11 protein-coding genes and 1 pseudogene are annotated in these 15,922 nt (G+C 66.2%); 6 read left to right on the plus strand and 6 right to left on the minus strand.

Features of this window, described 5'->3' with window-relative positions; translation table 11 throughout:
- The 5 genes from AB4Y84_RS01710 to lpxH all read left to right on the plus strand — a co-directional run.
- On the plus strand, window positions 1-2,367 hold a 2,367-nt coding region (locus AB4Y84_RS01710; protein WP_442249700.1), incomplete at its 5' end, for a TonB-dependent receptor domain-containing protein.
- A 330-nt stretch (window positions 2,368-2,697) separates the two neighbouring features.
- Window positions 2,698-5,622 carry a TonB-dependent receptor domain-containing protein gene (locus AB4Y84_RS01715; protein WP_312785684.1) on the plus strand — a complete coding sequence of 975 codons (2,925 nt, stop codon included), beginning with the start codon at window positions 2,698-2,700 and terminating at the stop codon, window positions 5,620-5,622.
- Window positions 5,623-5,788: 166 nt separating this feature from the next.
- Window positions 5,789-6,934 carry a glycosyltransferase family 4 protein gene (locus AB4Y84_RS01720; RefSeq protein ID WP_442244800.1) on the plus strand — a complete coding sequence of 382 codons (1,146 nt, stop codon included), beginning with the start codon at window positions 5,789-5,791 and terminating at the stop codon, window positions 6,932-6,934.
- Entirely contained in the window at window positions 6,915-7,454 is a 540-nt protein-coding gene (locus AB4Y84_RS01725; RefSeq protein WP_180163719.1) for a phosphatase PAP2 family protein, read from the plus strand. Before AB4Y84_RS01720 ends, AB4Y84_RS01725 begins: the two co-directional genes overlap by 20 nt.
- Window positions 7,455-7,513: 59 nt before the next feature.
- Window positions 7,514-8,260, plus strand: a complete 747-nt coding sequence (gene lpxH, locus AB4Y84_RS01730; RefSeq protein ID WP_394195934.1) for a UDP-2,3-diacylglucosamine diphosphatase — start codon at window positions 7,514-7,516, stop codon at window positions 8,258-8,260.
- Window positions 8,261-8,347: 87 nt separating this feature from the next.
- On the opposite strand, the gene AB4Y84_RS01735 is transcribed toward lpxH, so the two are convergent.
- Window positions 8,348-9,601: a zinc-dependent metalloprotease gene (locus AB4Y84_RS01735; protein ID WP_025878107.1), complete on the minus strand. Its 1,254-nt coding sequence runs from the start codon at window positions 9,599-9,601 to the stop codon at window positions 8,348-8,350.
- Between the two features lie 226 nt (window positions 9,602-9,827).
- On the opposite strand from AB4Y84_RS01735, the gene AB4Y84_RS01740 reads away from it, so the two are divergent.
- Window positions 9,828-11,294, plus strand: a complete 1,467-nt coding sequence (locus AB4Y84_RS01740; protein ID WP_312109287.1) for a DUF2235 domain-containing protein — start codon at window positions 9,828-9,830, stop codon at window positions 11,292-11,294.
- A 93-nt stretch (window positions 11,295-11,387) separates the two neighbouring features.
- Here the strand turns inward: AB4Y84_RS01740 and AB4Y84_RS01745 are convergent, their stop codons facing one another.
- The 5 genes and pseudogenes from AB4Y84_RS01745 to AB4Y84_RS01765 all read right to left on the minus strand — a co-directional run.
- Entirely contained in the window at window positions 11,388-12,212 is an 825-nt protein-coding gene (locus AB4Y84_RS01745) for a ferritin-like domain-containing protein (protein ID WP_442244802.1), read from the minus strand.
- A 10-nt stretch (window positions 12,213-12,222) separates the two neighbouring features.
- Window positions 12,223-13,689, minus strand: coding sequence for an amidophosphoribosyltransferase (gene purF / locus AB4Y84_RS01750; RefSeq protein WP_442249701.1), 1,467 nt, complete (start codon window positions 13,687-13,689; stop codon window positions 12,223-12,225).
- Window positions 13,690-13,719: 30 nt separating this feature from the next.
- The gene (locus tag AB4Y84_RS01755; protein ID WP_442249702.1) at window positions 13,720-14,499 is read right to left on the minus strand and encodes a CvpA family protein; all 780 of its coding nucleotides are present in this window, start codon (window positions 14,497-14,499) and stop codon (window positions 13,720-13,722) included.
- A 46-nt stretch (window positions 14,500-14,545) separates the two neighbouring features.
- Window positions 14,546-15,583 (minus strand): SPOR domain-containing protein, encoded by a 1,038-nt coding sequence (locus AB4Y84_RS01760; protein ID WP_127564804.1) that lies wholly within the window; start codon window positions 15,581-15,583, stop codon window positions 14,546-14,548.
- An 81-nt stretch (window positions 15,584-15,664) separates the two neighbouring features.
- Window positions 15,665-15,922 (minus strand): annotated as a pseudogene (locus AB4Y84_RS01765) (bifunctional folylpolyglutamate synthase/dihydrofolate synthase); the annotation flags it as partial.

Genomic DNA, 15,922 nt, shown 5'->3' on the forward strand with positions numbered 1-15,922 from the left:
CAGTACAGCGAGGGCGACGGCGCCCGTGATCGCGTCGACGTGGTTGCCGGCTGGTCCAATGACCGCTTCTCGGCCACCTTCGCCGCCGAACACTCGGAAGAAAAAGCCGTGTGGGCACGTGACCGCGGCTTCAGCCGTTACGGCAACACCGACCGCCACCCGACCGATGGCTGGACCACCAACAGCCAGTGGGGCCAGTTCTACGGCGTGAAGGGCGGCCCGGGCTGCACCAAGGCAGCCGGTTGCGACTACGCGCTCAACCGCGGCAGTGACCCGACGAACCCGGCGAACTACCACTTCACCGATCCGACCGCGTTCACCGGTGACGTCAGCAACACCAATGAACAGATGCACCTGAGCTACCCGATCAAGCGTGATTCGCTGTACTTCTCGGGCACGGCCAACATCACCGACAACATCCGCTTCAAGGCCGAGCTGGGCTACAACAAGCGCTCCTCGACCCGCGTCACTGCCGGCTATCCGTTCGACACCGCCACCGCCAAGATCAAGGGCATGTCGGTTGACAGCTACTTCAACCCGTTCGGCAACCAGCATGGCTATGCCAAGCCTACCGATGTGAGCTGGAACCGCCGCCTGTGGGAGGTGCCGCGCACCAGCACCAGCGAGCTGAAGACCTACCGCGCCGTGGCCGCGTTCGACGGTTCGTTCGACATCGGTGAGCGCTACTTCGATTGGGAAGTGGGCTACCAGTACAACAAGAACGAGCTGCGCCAGAGCACCTTCGGCAACCTGCACAAGGGTCGCGTCGAACAGGCTACCGGCAAGTCCTACCTGAACCCGGCAACGGGCAAGGTCGAGTGCGGTGCACCGGGTGCGCCGATCGCCAACTGCATGCCTTGGAATCCGCTGGTTCCTTATGGCGTGGAAAGCCCGTATGGCATGACCAACAACCAAGCCCTGCAGGACTGGCTGTTCCCGCCGGAGAACGCGACCGGCCGCACGACCTCGAAGAACGCCTTCGCCACCATCAGCGGCAGCCTGTTCACCCTGCCGGCCGGCGACCTGGGCTTCGCCTTCGGCGTCGAGAACCGCGAGGAAACCGGCAAGTTCGTACCGGACCCGCTGGCGCAGACCGGTGCCACCACCAACCTGGCCGCTGGCCCGACCGGTGGCTCGTACAAGGTGAAGGAAGCCTACCTGGAGTTGAACGTGCCGGTGCTGGCCGACCTGCCGGGTGCGCGTGAGCTGAGCTTGAACGCGGCGACCCGCTTCTCGGACTACAACACCTTCGGCAATACGCTCAACAGCAAGTTCGGCTTCAAGTGGAAGCCGATCGACCAGCTGCTGGTGCGTGGTACCTGGGCCCAGGGCTTCCGCGCTCCGACCATTTCCGATCTGTACGGCGGTGGTTCGGAAACCTTCGCCAACTTCTCCGACCCGTGTGACAGCAAGTACGGCTCGGCCCGCAGCAGCGCCGAAGTGCGTGCCCGCTGTGCACGCGACATCGCCGACGTTGCCAACTTCCGCCAGCTGGACAACCGCAACCAGCCGACCGAAGGCTCCGTCGCCGCCACGCCGACGCCATTCACCTCCGGCTCGAACCCGGACCTGAAGCCGGAAACCTCGACCAGCCGTACCCTGGGCGTGGTCTGGAGCCCGACCTTCATCAGCAACTTCAACGTTTCGCTGGACTGGTGGAAGATCCGCATCGACGACACCATCGTCGACGACAGCCCGAACCAGATCCTGATCGACTGCTATGAGCAGGGCCTGGCCGACCGTTGCGCGCGCTTCACCCGCAACGCGACCACCGGCATCGTCACCGGCCTGAAGTTCGGCAACCGCAATGCCGGCTTCATGGAAACGGAAGGTTACGACATGGACCTGACGTACCGCCTGGATACCGACTACGGCAAGCTGAGCACCTCTTGGTCGACCACCTACGTGGCCAAGGACGTCTTCCGCTCGTCCAACGACAGCTCGATCGTGCCGACCGTCAACAACGGCATCGCCACCAACACCGGCATCGGCTTCCGCGTGCGTTCGAACCTGACCGTGGGCTGGGACCTGGAGAACTTCGGCGTCAGCTGGACCGCGCGCTACTATTCCAGCGTCAAGGAACAGTGCGTCAACCCGGGCAAGTACGCCGATGAGTGCTCGGACCTGAACGTTGGCGCCCCCTGGTACAAGGGCACGCGCAATTACAACGAACGTGGTTCGGTCACTTTCCACGACGTCCAGTTCCGCTACAACCTGCCGTGGGATGCCACCGTTTCAGTCGGCGCCAACAACGTGTTCGACAAGCAGGGCCCGGTCATGTACACCAAGCCGCGCTCGGTCTTCTCGTATTACGGCGGCTATGACATCGGTCGTTTCATCTACATGAAGTACACCCAGCGCTTCTGATCCACGCGCTGGCGTAACACCATGACCACGGCCCTTCGGGGCCGTGGTTTTTTTGTGCCCGCGCAGGTTGTCGCCATCTACATCGCTGTTGACGCTTCCAATCCAGCACGCCATCCCGGGCATACCTTCAGCCGGAACACAAAATGACCTGGCAATCGATTGATTCGATTCCGCTTTGTACAAAAGCGTCATCACCGATCCGGGCGCTTTCGTCGCTTTCCTCTACTTCTCCCTGCGGGCCTTCACTAGGTTTGAACGTCCACCGCCCGCGGTGGAACTGGCGCCGCCCTGCTTGGCCGCGCACCGATGAATTGGAAGAGAGAGAGACCCATGACCATCCGTATTCCCGAACTTGGGTTGGCGATCCGCCGAGTGCTTGCGATGACCGCCACCACTGCGTTGGCCGTCCCCGCATTCGCCCAGCATTCCGTTGAAGCCACCACCCTGGACCGCATCGAGATCACTGGCTCGCGCATCCGCCAGGTCGATCTGGAAACCGCACAGCCCGTGCTGACCATCAGCCGCGCTGACATCGAGCGGCAAGGCTTCAATTCCGTCGCCGACATCCTGCAGAACCTGACCGCAACCGGCAGCCCGGCACTGAGCCGTGCCAGCCCCCTAAGTGCTGGCGAAACCGCCGGTGGCAGTTACGTGGACATGCGCGGCCTGGGTGCACAGCGCACGCTGGTGCTGATCAATGGCAAACGCCTGGGCATGACGACCAGTGGTTACCAGGACATCTCCAGCATTCCTGCCGCTGCCGTGGAGCGCATGGAAGTTCTGAAGGATGGCGCATCGGCCATCTACGGTTCCGACGCCATGGCCGGCGTGGTCAACATCATCACCCGCCGCAACGTCGAGGGCGTGACCGCCAGCGTCTACCATGGCCAGTTCAGCGAAGGCGATGGCGCCCGCACCCAGTACGACGTGGTTGCAGGCTGGTCGAATGAACGCGCCTCGATCAGCCTCGCCGCCGAGCATGTCGAAGAAAAGGGCGTGTGGGCGAAGGACCGGGGCTTCAGTGCCTACACCTATACCGATCGTCATCCGGACGATGGTTGGACCACGGTCGGCCAGTGGGGCCGCATTACCGGCTTCAACGGTCCGGGCTGCAGCAACAGCCGCGGCTGCAGCTATTCGCTCGACCGTGGCAGCCAGCCGGGAGGTCCGGACAGCTTCCATCTCAGCGACAACACGCCGTTCACCGGTGATGTCAGCAACAGCAACGAACAGATGCACCTGCAGACACCGATCAAGCGCGACTCGATCTTCGTTGACGCCCGCGTGGATCTGAACGACCAGGTCCGCTTCAACACCCAACTGGCCTACAACCAACGCACCACGAAGCGTCAGGTGGCCGGCTACCCGTTCCAGTCCGGCGCAGCCGGCATCACGCCGATGTCCGTCGACAGCTGGTTCAACCCGTTCGGCAGCCATCACGGCTACGAAACGCCCAGCGACGTGGACTGGAACCGCCGTACCTGGGAGATTCCGCGGGTCAGTACCAGCGAACTGACCTCCTGGCAGGGCGTGGCGGCGTTCGAGGGCAGCTTCGCCTTCGGCGGTCGCGATTTCGACTGGGAAGCCGGCTACCAGTACAACCGCAGCGAACTGATCCAACGCGCCACCGGCAACCTGCACAAGCAACGCGTCGCCGATGCCACCGGGCCGTCCTTCTACAATCCGGCAACCGGCAAGGTCGAGTGCGGTACACCGGAGGCGCCGATCAGCGGGTGCAGGCCCTGGAACCCGCTGGTGCCCTATGGCCAGGATGATCCCTATGGCCTGACCGGCAACCCGGAACTGCAGGACTGGTTGTTCCCCGAGGAACTCAGCCGCGGCCGCACCACAACCCGCAACCTGTTCGCCAGCCTCAGCGGCAGTCTCGCCACGCTGCCGGCCGGCGAACTGGGCTTCGCGGTGGGTGCGGAGAGCCGCCGCGAGGATGGCCGCTTCATCCCCGATGCGCTGGCACAGACCGGTGCCACCACCAACCTGGCTGCAGGCCCCACCGGCGGTGGCTACCGTGTAGACGAGGCCTACCTGGAGCTGAGCGTGCCGGTGCTTCGCGACCTGGCCGGTGCGCGTGAGCTGAGCCTGAGCGCCGCTACCCGATACTCGGACTACACCACCTTCGGCGGCACCCTCAACAGCAAGTTCGGCTTCACCTGGAAGCCGATCGACCAGCTGCTGGTCCGCGGCACCTGGGCCCAAGGGTTCCGCGCGCCGACCATCTCCAATCTGTATGGCGGTGGTTCTGAGACCTTCACCACCGGCTTCCGTGATCCCTGCGACACCGTCTACGGTGCTGCGGCCAGCAGCCCGGAGGTGCGTGCACGCTGCGCCGCCGACATCGCCAACGCTGACAGCTACCGCCAGCTCGGCCAGGGCAACGAGCCGATCACCGGCAGCAGCGGGCAGACGCCGCGGGCCTTCACCAACGGCTCCAACCCCGACCTGGAGCCGGAGACCTCGACCAGCCGCACACTGGGCCTGGTCTGGAGCCCGATGTTCGCCGAAGGGCTGAACATCGCGCTGGACTGGTGGAAGATCCGCATCGACAACACCATCGTCGCAGACCACCCCAACAACATCCTTCGCGACTGCTACGAGTTGGGCATCGCCGAACGTTGCGACGGTTTCACCCGTGACCCGGAACTGGGCATCGTCGACAAGCTCAACTATGGCAACCGCAACAGCGGCTTCCGCCAGGCCGAAGGCTATGACCTGGAAATCGGCCATCGGATCGAAACCCGCTGGGGCACGCTGCGCGCCGATTGGAAGACCACCTATGTGGTTGCCGCCGAGGAACGGACCACCAACGAGGCGGATGTGCCGCCGATTCCCAGCAATGGCATCGCCACCAACGGAGGCATTGGTTTCCGGGTCCGCTCCAACGCGTCATTGGGGTGGGAACAGGGCAACGTCGGCCTCAGCTGGAGCCTGCGCTACTTCTCCGCAGTCAAGGAACGCTGCCTGGACGCAAGGGACCATCCGGATGAATGTTCCCACCCGGACCAGCGCGCGCCCTGGTACAGCGGCAGCCGCGACTACAACCGACGCGGTTCGGTCACGTTCCATGACGTACAGGCGCGTTACAACCTGCCGTGGAGTGCCACCGTTTCGATCGGCGCCAACAATGTGTTCGCCCGCCAGGGCCCGATCCTGTACAGCCAGCCCAGTTCCAACTTCTCCTACTACGGTGGCTTCGACATCGGTCGCTTCGTCTACATGAAGTACCAGCAGCGCTTCTGATCCACGCGCTGGCGCAACACCACGACCACGGCCCTTCGGGGCCGTGGTTTGTTTGTGCTCCTGAACTGGGCAGGCACCGTCTTGCTCGACCGTCATCGCGTTGTCGCAAAGCGGTCATGTCGGCTACATCGCCAGGCCCGAGCATGCGTAAAACCGGAGGCCCGCCATGCGCTATGCCATCGTCACCGAAACCTACCCGCCGGAGATCAACGGCGTCGCACTGACCGTGCAGGGCCTGGAGCAGGGATTGCGCGCCGCCGGCCATGAGGTCGACCTGATCCGTCCACGACAGGCCAGCGAAGCGCTGGAGGCGGCACCGGGGACCCTGCTGGTACCGGGCGCGGCCTTGCCACGCTATCCCGGCCTGCGCTTCGGTCTGCCGGCACCGATCCGGCTTGGCAGGCACTGGCGGCAGCAGCGCCCGGATGCGATCTACGTGGCGACCGAGGGCCCACTGGGCTGGTCAGCGCTGCGAACCGCACGCCGCCTCGGCATTCCGGTGGCTACCGGATTCCACACCCGCTTCGACGAATACCTGCCCGACTATGGCGTGGCGTGGCTGCAGTCGGCGGCAATGCGCTGGATGCGCCGCTTCCACAACCAGGCCGATGCGACCTTGGTGCCGACCCGCGAACTGCAGGAGTTCCTGACCGAGCAGGGCTTCGAGCGTGTGCGCCTGCTCGCTCGCGCGGTCGACAGCCAGCAGTTCGACCCCTCGCGCCGCGACCCGGCGCTGCGCGAGGAATGGGGTATCGATGGCACGGGCCTGGCGGCGATCTACGTTGGCCGCATCGCCGCCGAAAAGAACCTCGGCCTGGCGGTGAAGGCTTTCCGCAAGCTGCAGCAGGTGCGCCCGAAAGCGCGTTTCATCTGGGTCGGTGATGGTCCGGCGCGCGAGAAGCTGGCGCATGAGAATCCCGATTTCATCTTCTGTGGCATCCAGCGTGGCGATGCCCTGGCCCGCCATTTCGCCAGTGGCGACCTGTTCCTGTTCCCCAGCCGCAGCGAGACCTTCGGCAACGTGACCCTGGAAAGCATGGCAAGCGGTCTGGCCACGGTCGCTTTCGACTACGGCGCGGCTCGCGAGTACCTGCGCAACGGCGAGAACGGTGCTGCAGTGGATGACGACGAGCAGTTCGTGCAGGCAGCGGTTCAACTGGCTGCCGATGATGCCCAGCGCCGCGAGTTGGGTGGCAACGCGGCACGGGCGATGAAGCGGCTGCACCCGCAGCAGGTGGTGGCGGAGTTCGAAAACCTGCTGGCGGAACTGGCCAGCGCGCGGAGGAGCGGACATGCGCACCACGCCGCTTGAACTGCTGGCCGGCCGCGAAGCCCGGTTGTGCCGCCGCGCCAACCACTACTGCCGACGTCGTCGCGTGCGGCGCGTCTTCTCGATCATCAGCCGACTCGGCGATGGCGTGTTCTGGTACATGTTGATGGGCGCGCTGGTGCTCATCGATGGCTTCGACGGCCTGCGCGCATCAGTGCACATGGCCGCCACCGGCCTGGCCGCGCTGCTGCTGTACAAGGGCCTGAAACGCTGGACCCGGCGGCCACGGCCGTACGCGGCCGACCTGCGTATCCGTGCCTGGGTGGCGCCGCTGGATGAGTTCAGTTTCCCGTCCGGGCATACCCTGCATGCGGTGTCGTTCACCATCGTCGCGCTGGCCTACTACCCTTGGCTGGCACCGCTGCTGGTGCCATTCACCTTCGGCGTGGGCCTGTCGCGCGTAGTACTGGGCCTGCACTATCCGAGCGACGTTCTGGCTGCCACCGGCATCGCTGCGCTGCTGGCCTCGGCGAGCCTGGCCTGGTTGCCGCTGCCGGTGTGAGGCCCTGCGGCCGGGCAGAGTCCTGCGCTGCCGGCGGAGCGATGCCCTAGAATATCGTCATGACCACGCTGTTCATCTCCGATCTGCACCTGGACCCCAGCCGTCCGGCCATCACCGACCTGTTCCTGCGCTTCCTGCGCGAGGAAGCGCCTGGCGCCGATGCGCTGTACATCCTCGGCGATCTGTTCGAAGCCTGGATCGGCGATGACACCCCCTCGGCCGCAGCCGACGCGGTGGCCGAGGCGCTGAAGGTACTGTCCGACAGCGGCGTGCCGGTCTTCTTCATCCGCGGCAACCGTGACTTCCTGCTGGGCGAAGACTATGCCCGCCGCGCAGGCCTGCGCATCCTGCCGGACCCATGCATGATCGAGTTGTATGGTCGCCCGGTGCTGCTGCAGCACGGTGACCTGCTGTGCACCGATGACATCCCCTACCAGCAGTTCCGCGCCCAGACCCGCGACCCGGTCTTCCAGGCGCAGTTCCTGTCGCAGCCGCTGGAAGCGCGTATCGCCTTCGCGCAGAAGGCGCGTGATGCCAGCCAGGCGCGCCAGTCGGAAATGAAGCAGGGCGATCGTGCACAGTTCGAAACCGTCACCGACGTAGCCCCGGCCGAAGTGGAAGCCACTTACGTGCGCCACGGCGTGGACACGATGATCCATGGCCACACCCATCGCCCGGCGATCCACACCCTGCAGGCCGGCGGACGCAGCTGCACCCGCATCGTGCTGGGGGACTGGTACGAACAGGGTTCGGTGCTGCGCGTGGATGCCAACGGCTGGACCCTGGATGCGCTCAGCCGCGCATGATGGATCGCAGGATGCCAACCAAGGTTGGCATCTACCAGAGCAGGTGCACGCGCCCTGGTAGACGCCGACCCTGGTCGGCGCCTGGACTCAGCGGAAGGCCGCGATGGTGGCCTTTGTATTGACCAGCACGCGCTGGTTGTCGGCACTGCTGGCGATGCCCATCGGCACGCCGTTGTAGCTGATGTTCGGATTGGACCAGTAGTTCAGCCGCGGGCAGCCGGCCGAGCAGTCATAGGCCATGATCGTGCGCCAGCGCGATCCGCTGGCCGGCTCATAACGATAGCCATGGCCATAGGCATACGGCGACGTGCTCGGATCACTGGCGATGTCGTGCCGTGCGCTCTGCAGGTGGCCGATTTCATGGGCGAACGAGTAGTAGCCGGTGGCGCAATCCCAGTACACCGCAGCAAACGCGGTCGATGCGGTGGAACCGATGCCCGACGCCAGTCCGCAGTAACTGGTGTTGTTGATCAGCAGTACGCCGACGTCGGCGGCGGTGTTGTTGCGGCTGGTGTGGATGCTGTCCATGTAGCCGTCGCTGGTGCCACGGAAGCGCGACAGGTCGGTGGTGAAATTGCCGGACTCGGTGTAGTTGGTGGTTTCATAACCGGCCAGCTGCAGGGTGAGGCCTACGTTGCTGTTGGTGTAACCCTGGTTGGATTCGGCAACCGCCAACTGCACCAGCGACTGCATGTTGCCACCGTAGGCGGTCACTGCAGCATTGGTTGCCACCACCAGCACGCGGATGGTCGCCGGGCTGCCTGAGGAGGCCTGCGCAGTGCCGAGGCGATCATTGGCAGGCATGGCGATCTTCGGCAACTGGTTGTAGTCGGCCGGATGATCGGCCGGCATCCGCGATTCATCCACCTCGACCAGCACGTGGCGATTGCCCAGCGGACGCAGACGATAGAGTTTTCCGTCCTTGCGGATCGAGCCGGTGAGGGTATTGCCCGAGCGCACCAGGATCAGCGAATTGCCCGGATCGTCCTGGCCATTGGACGTGGCCGCCTGCAGGCGATCGGACGGCGCGCGCAACTGGCCATACCAGATGCTGCCACCATCGGGCAGCGCCTCGACCTTGCTGCGTACGGCCTGCACCTTCTGCCCGAGCAGCTCGAATTCCAGCTGCGGCTGCGCGGTGGCGGCAGCATCGACACGCACTTCCTGTACGGCGGCGGTGGACGGGGTGGCCAGCAATCGCCCCAATGCCGGCTCGCTGGTGGCCGATGCACGGCTGAGCACGGTGACCGGCTCGAACAGCGGCGCCGCATGGGCGGCCGCCGCTACCGACAATCCCAACAACAGACCACCTGTCGCTTTACCTATCGATCTGGACATCATCTTGTCGCTCCTTGAAGTGAAGTGGACAGCGTTGATGCAGCACGACCCGGGGTGCCGGGTCCGGCCATCAGGCCTGCGCAGGGCGTGTGAATTCAATAGACGAGAGGAATGGAAATCGCGATCTGTGATCGACCGCATCTGCGTTCAGTCAGGTCAAAAGCGTCAGTACACTTCGCCAACACACGGCTTTCGCGCTACCGTGACGTGGCCACGACAGGGGATGCACATGGCGCCAGCGCAGCACAGCGGTGACACGACGGCTGATCCGGGCCTGCTGCGGATCGGCCTGTTCTTCGACGGCACCCGCAACAACGCGCACAACCTGGCGCAGGGTCACCGGCAGGTACCACGACCGCGCCCTGCCCTGCTCCGCGCCGATGACGATTCGACCTACCAGAGCCGGCTGACCAGCAGCTACGACAACGGCACCACCAACATCGCGCGCCTGCACCAGTTGTATCCGGACAGCCGGCGCACGCCCGGCAGTACACCTTCGCTGGCGATCTACGTGGAAGGCGTCGGCACCCGCGATGATGCCGAGGACGATCTGATCGGCCTGGCCTTCGGTATCGGCGCCAGTGGCGTGCAGGCGAAGGTGCAGCGTGCGTTGCAGGTGCTGCTGCCGGCGGCACTGTCGGCTCTTGCGACGCAGTGGCGCGCGCCCCTGCACAGCGTGCAGCTGGATCTGTTCGGCTACTCGCGCGGCGCGGCCTCCGCGCGTGATGTGGCCAACCATCTGCGCGGATGGGACGGCGCGCGCTGGCGGCAGCTGCTGCAGCAGGCGGGGCTTTCATGCAGCGCCGATTTCGCCCTGCCACGGCCGGTACTGCGCTTCATCGGCCTGTTCGACACGGTGGTCGCCGTCAACGGCGGCCGCGCCGACGAACACCCCCGTATCGCCCTGCCCGCGGGCATCGCCGAGGCCGTGCTGCAGCTCAGTGCGCGCGATGAGCATCGCCAGCACTATGCGCTGACCACGGTGGCACCAGCACATCGCGAAATCGCACTACCCGGCGTGCACGCCAACATCGGTGGTGGCTACGACCAGGTGGAAGAAGGGCCCAAGCTGCTCAGCCGGCCGCGGCGGCAGCAGCTGCGCCGGCCCGGCGTGGAGGACTACCAGACACCGCCACTGGCGCTGCTGCAGTCGACCACCGCATACGCTGAAGCACAGGCCGACGCCGAACGCTGGCGGCAGCAGCTGGGGTTGAACCCGAAGGAAGTGTGGGTCGATGTCTGGCACCAGTGGCAGCAGCAGCGACGCGCGGGCAGCCGCAGCGTGCTGATGTCGCCGGTGCTGTACGTCACCGCTGCGGTGGTGCTGCACCGGCGCATCGATTGGCGCTACCAGCTGGTGGCGCTGCAGGTGATGCAGAAGCACGCCATCGCTGCCGGCGTGACCTGGACCGCAGACGCCGCCGAGGTGGCGGGTTGGGAACTGCCCAGCGCGCTGCAGCCGGTCGCGCGCCGCCTGATTGCCGGCCAGCCGTTGACCCCGACGCAGGAAGCGTTGCTGCGCCGCCGTTACCTGATGCAGTCCGCCCACTGGAATTTCGATGCGCTGGGCGATACCGCCCTGACCTACACCGCCGACGCCGGTGTCAGCGAGCTGCCGTATCGCCCCGGGCCGGGGCTGTTCTACATCAACCGGCCGACGGTGGATGGCAGACGCGTGGTGTTGCCGAACGGGTGAACGGGTGAACGGGTGAACGGGTGAACGTCATCCACGCATGGCGTGGATCTACTGGCCACCCGTATGGCGTGGATGTGGACCGGCCGACGCCGGTCAACCCGCCTGTTCGACCAGGTTGGCGAGCTCATCCGCATCGAACCCGGCCAGCAGGCGGGCCTCGATATTGAACGGCCCGTGCAGGTAGCCACCGGCATACTCGACCAGCAGTTCCTTGAAACGCGCTCGTGGCTCGACGCCGGCGCGCTCGCAGTACCAGCGGAACCAGCGCGAACCGGCAGCAACATGTGCAACCTCCTCGCGCAGGATCACCTCCAGCACGTCGGCGGTTTCGCCATCGCCGACGTTGCGCAGCTTGTCGATCATGCCCGGGGTCACGTCCAGCCCGCGCGCTTCCAGCACGCGCGGCACCAGCGCCATGCGCGCCAGGCCGTCGTGTGCGGTCTTCTCGCACATTTCCCACAGGCCGTTGTGCGCAGGGAAATCGGCGTACTCATGGCCGTGTGCCAGCAGGCGTTCACGCAGCAGCATGAAGTGGCGCGATTCGTCGTCGGCGCAGCTCACCCAGTCGGCATGGAACGCCGCCGGCAGACCGCGGAAGCGATACACCGCGTCCCAGGCCAGGTCGATCGCATTGAGCTCGATATGGGCAATGGCATGGATGAACGCCGCACGTCCTTCCACCCCGCCCAATCCACGCCGGGGCACTTCGCGTGGATGCACCATCACCAACCGCAGCGGCCGACCCGGCATGCGGATCGGGTCGGCTTCCGGCGCATCTGCCGGCACCTTCAAGCGGCCGGCGCGGAACGCGCTGGCGTAGGCCTGGGTCAGTGCAACCTTGCGCAGCGGATCGGCTTCGGCCAGGCACTGCTGCGCGGCGCGCAGCAGATTGCCGCCAACGTCAGGCACGTCGATCACCGCCTGGACCTCAGGCGCGGCGCTTGTGCTTGGCGTCGTCCGAACGCAGCTGCTGGATGCGCTCGAAGTAGCCCGGCTCGATGCCCGTCGGGTAATGGCCGTTGAAGCACGAGGAATCGAAGTTGCGCAGCGCCGGATTGCCTTCGCTCACCGCCGCTTCCATGTCTTCGATGTCCTGGTAGATCAGCCAGTCGCAGCCCAGGTGCGCTTCGATTTCCTCGATGCTGCGGTTGTGCGCGACCAGCTCTTCAGCGGCCGGCATGTCGATGCCGTAGATGTTCGGGTAACGCACCGGCGGCGCGGCGCTGGCCAGGTAGACCTTGCGTGCGCCGGCGTCACGCGCCATCTGCACGATCTGCTGGCTGGTGGTGCCGCGCACGATCGAGTCGTCCACCAGCAGCACCACGCGGTTGCGGAATTCCAGGTGGATCGGGTTGAGCTTGCGGCGCACCGACTTCACCCGTTCGCCCTGGCCCGGCATGATGAACGTGCGGCCGATGTAACGGTTCTTGATGAAGCCTTCGCGGTACTTCACCCCGAGCACGTTGGAGATCTCCAGCGCGGCGTCGCGCGAGGTATCCGGGATCGGGATGATGGTGTCGATGTCATGGTCCGGGCGCAGGCGCAGGATCTTCTCGCCCAGCTTGATGCCCATGCGCATGCGCGCCTTGTGCACCGACACGTTGTCGATCATCGAATCGGGGCGTGCGAAATACACGTACTCGAAGATGCACGGAGTGTGTTCGGCCGGCTCGGCGCAGATTTCCGAGAACAGCTCGCCGCGCGCGGTGATCACCAGCGCTTCGCCCGGCTGCACGTCACGCACGCGCTGGAAGCCCAGCACGTCCAGCGCGGCCGACTCGGAGGCAACGATGTATTCGTCACCCTCGGCATGGCTGCGCTTGCCCAGCACCAGCGGGCGGATGCCGTGCGGATCGCGGAAAGCGACCAGGCCCAGGCCCAGCACCACGCTGACCACCGCATAGCCGCCCTTGCAGCGGCGGTGCACGCCGGCAACCGCGCGGATGGCGGCTTCCGGGCTGAGCTGGCGCTGCTGTTCCAGTTCGTAGGCGAACACGTTCAACAGCACTTCGCTGTCCGAATCGGTATTGACGTTGCGGCGGTCCTGCTCGAACACCTGCTGGCGCAGGTCCTCGGTGTTGATCAGGTTGCCGTTGTGGGCCAGCGCGATGCCGTACGGCGAATTGACGTAGAACGGCTGCGCCTCGTCCATGCCCTCCGAACCGGCGGTCGGATAGYGCACGTGGGCGATGCCGACGCTGCCTTCCAGGGTGGACATGGTGCGTGCATCGAAGACATCGCGGACCAGGCCGGTGGCCTTCTGCACCCGCAGGCGGCTGCCGTTGACGGTGGCGATGCCCGCCGCGTCCTGGCCGCGATGCTGGAGGACGGTCAAGCCGTCATACAACTGCCCGGCGACGTTCTGGTTGCCGACGATTCCGACGATGCCACACATGATGCGAGGTCTCCGCTGGGCTGTGCCCAGTTACAAGGAAGGTGGCCGTACCTGGCCAGAGTTGTCGCCGCGTCTGCGGTCGACATTGGCCGGGTCGTCCGGCTCGATGCTGCCCGGTAGTGCTGGGGCGTCCGGGCGCACTTCGGCCGGATCRTATGCCTCGCCCTGTTCCGCCTTCGCAGGCCGCAGCCATCCGTTGCCCGCCACTATCTGACCGAGTACGCCATTATCGCCTGTCGCCCCCGGCTTGCCCACTCCGGCGCCGGCGCTCTTGCCCAGCTCCATCAACGCAGATGGGGACAGCGCGTCCATCGGCAAGGCCTTGGGCAGCAGGTCGGTGCCCGGCACCTGCCACTGCGGCAGCTTGCTGTTCATCCAGGCCACGGCCGGGTTCAGCACCGGGCGCAGCGCCGAGCCGCGCCAAGAGGGTTCGGCGGTAAGCGGGGTGAAGCCGGCCAGTAACAGCAGCACGGCCGCGATAAGGCCCCCACGCACGGCGCCGAGGACCCCGCCCAGCAGGCGGTCCAGACTGCCCAGCATGTTGCGGTGGACGATGGCCTTGATGACCATGCCGATCACGGCGACCACGACCATCACGCCGATGCCGACGCTGAGGTAGCCGCCGATGAAATGCTCGCCGCCGGGCGCAGCCGGTGCGGCCCACCAGCGTGCGGCGTCATTGCCGAAGGCGAAGGYCGCCCAGGCGGCAACCAGCCACGAAACGGTGCCGATGACGATGCCCACGAAGCCGCGCAGCAACCCAAGCAGGGTGGAGGCGGCGATCACGATCAGCAGCACCACGTCGATCATGGCGCCCCGCTCCTTCGGCGGCGCTGGCAACGGGGCTGCGTACAGGTCATGGGTGCGGTCGCACCATGCCGGCCACGCCGACCTTGGCGGCGACCTGCGCCTTCAACTGTTCAGCATCGGCGCGGTTGGCGACCGGCCCGACACGGACACGGTGCAGGCTGCCCTTTTCGGTACGCACCTGCTCGACGAAGGCGCTGAAGCCTGCCGCGCGGACCTTGTCGCGCAGGGCGTTGGCATCGTTGGCCTGGCCGAATGCGCCGAGCTGTACGGCAAAACCCACTCCGCTGGCGGCCGGTGCGGCCGGCGTGCTCGGCGGCGTGGCCGGCTTGCTGGCGGTCGCTTCCGGCTTGGGCTCGGGCTTCGGTTCCGGCTTGGCCACCGGCTTGGCCGGCTCCGGCTTGGCGGCCGGCGGCGCTGCTGCGGTCGGCGTACTCGGCGGCAGGCTTTCACTGCGCACCGGGTTGCCGGTGGCCGACGGCGTGGCCGCCGCGACGGGAGTACTGGCGCTCGGCGCGGGCGTCGGCGTGCTTGCCACCGGTGCGCTGGTCGAGGGCTTCGCATCGAGCGTGATGACTTCTGCCTTCACGTCGGCACGTACCTTCACCGCCTGCAGCCGGGCCGCTTCGGCCTGGGCACGGTCGGCATACGGCCCAACGCGCACGCGCCAGGCCGGGCGACCGTTGATCGATGCGGTCTCGATGAAGCCCGGAAGCTGCGAACGCTTGAGGTAGGCGATCACCGCATCGGCGTCGGCCTGGCTGCCGTAGGCGCCGAAGGTCACCGCGTAATTACCGGCGGCGACGGCTGGCGAGGTGTCCACGGTCGGCGGTGTCGCCGGGGCGGCGGCCTCCTCGACGGGACGGGCCTGGCCACTCTGCAACCCGGTGGCGCCACCGGCCGGTGCGACCAGCGGCAGTTCACGGGTTTCAAACTGGCCATCGGCCGGCGCATCGGGCGCGGCGATCGGCACAGAAGCGACACCGCTGTCCGGGGCCGGGCCCTTGACGAGCATCGGCAGGAAAATGACGGCCAAGGCCACCAGGACGATGGCACCAATCAGACGCTGTTTCAGGGGCGTATCCACGTAGGGCAGGCGGCAGGCTGGACGTTGCGGTCGATTATACGGGTGCGCGACCGCACGGCGTCGGTAATGGCTGAACGGCGGTCAGGCGTGGGCCTGCAGCCATTGCAGCGCAGCGGCGGCGGTATGGAAGGAACCGAATACCAGCACCCGGTCGCCGCGCTCGGCGCGGGCCAGCACCTGCGCCATCGCCTGTTCGACCGTGCCGGCCAGCGCCGCAGTGGCTGCCGCGGTATCTTCCAGCCGTGCCAGCAGTTCCCCCGCACTCTGCCCACGCGCGCCATCCAGCCCAGCCAAGGTCCAGTCGCTCACCACCTCCTGCAAGGCCTGCACCACGCCCAC

Source organism: Stenotrophomonas sp. 2YAF22 (assembly GCF_052114665.1).
GTDB classification, from domain to species: Bacteria; Pseudomonadota; Gammaproteobacteria; order Xanthomonadales; family Xanthomonadaceae; genus Stenotrophomonas; species Stenotrophomonas indicatrix.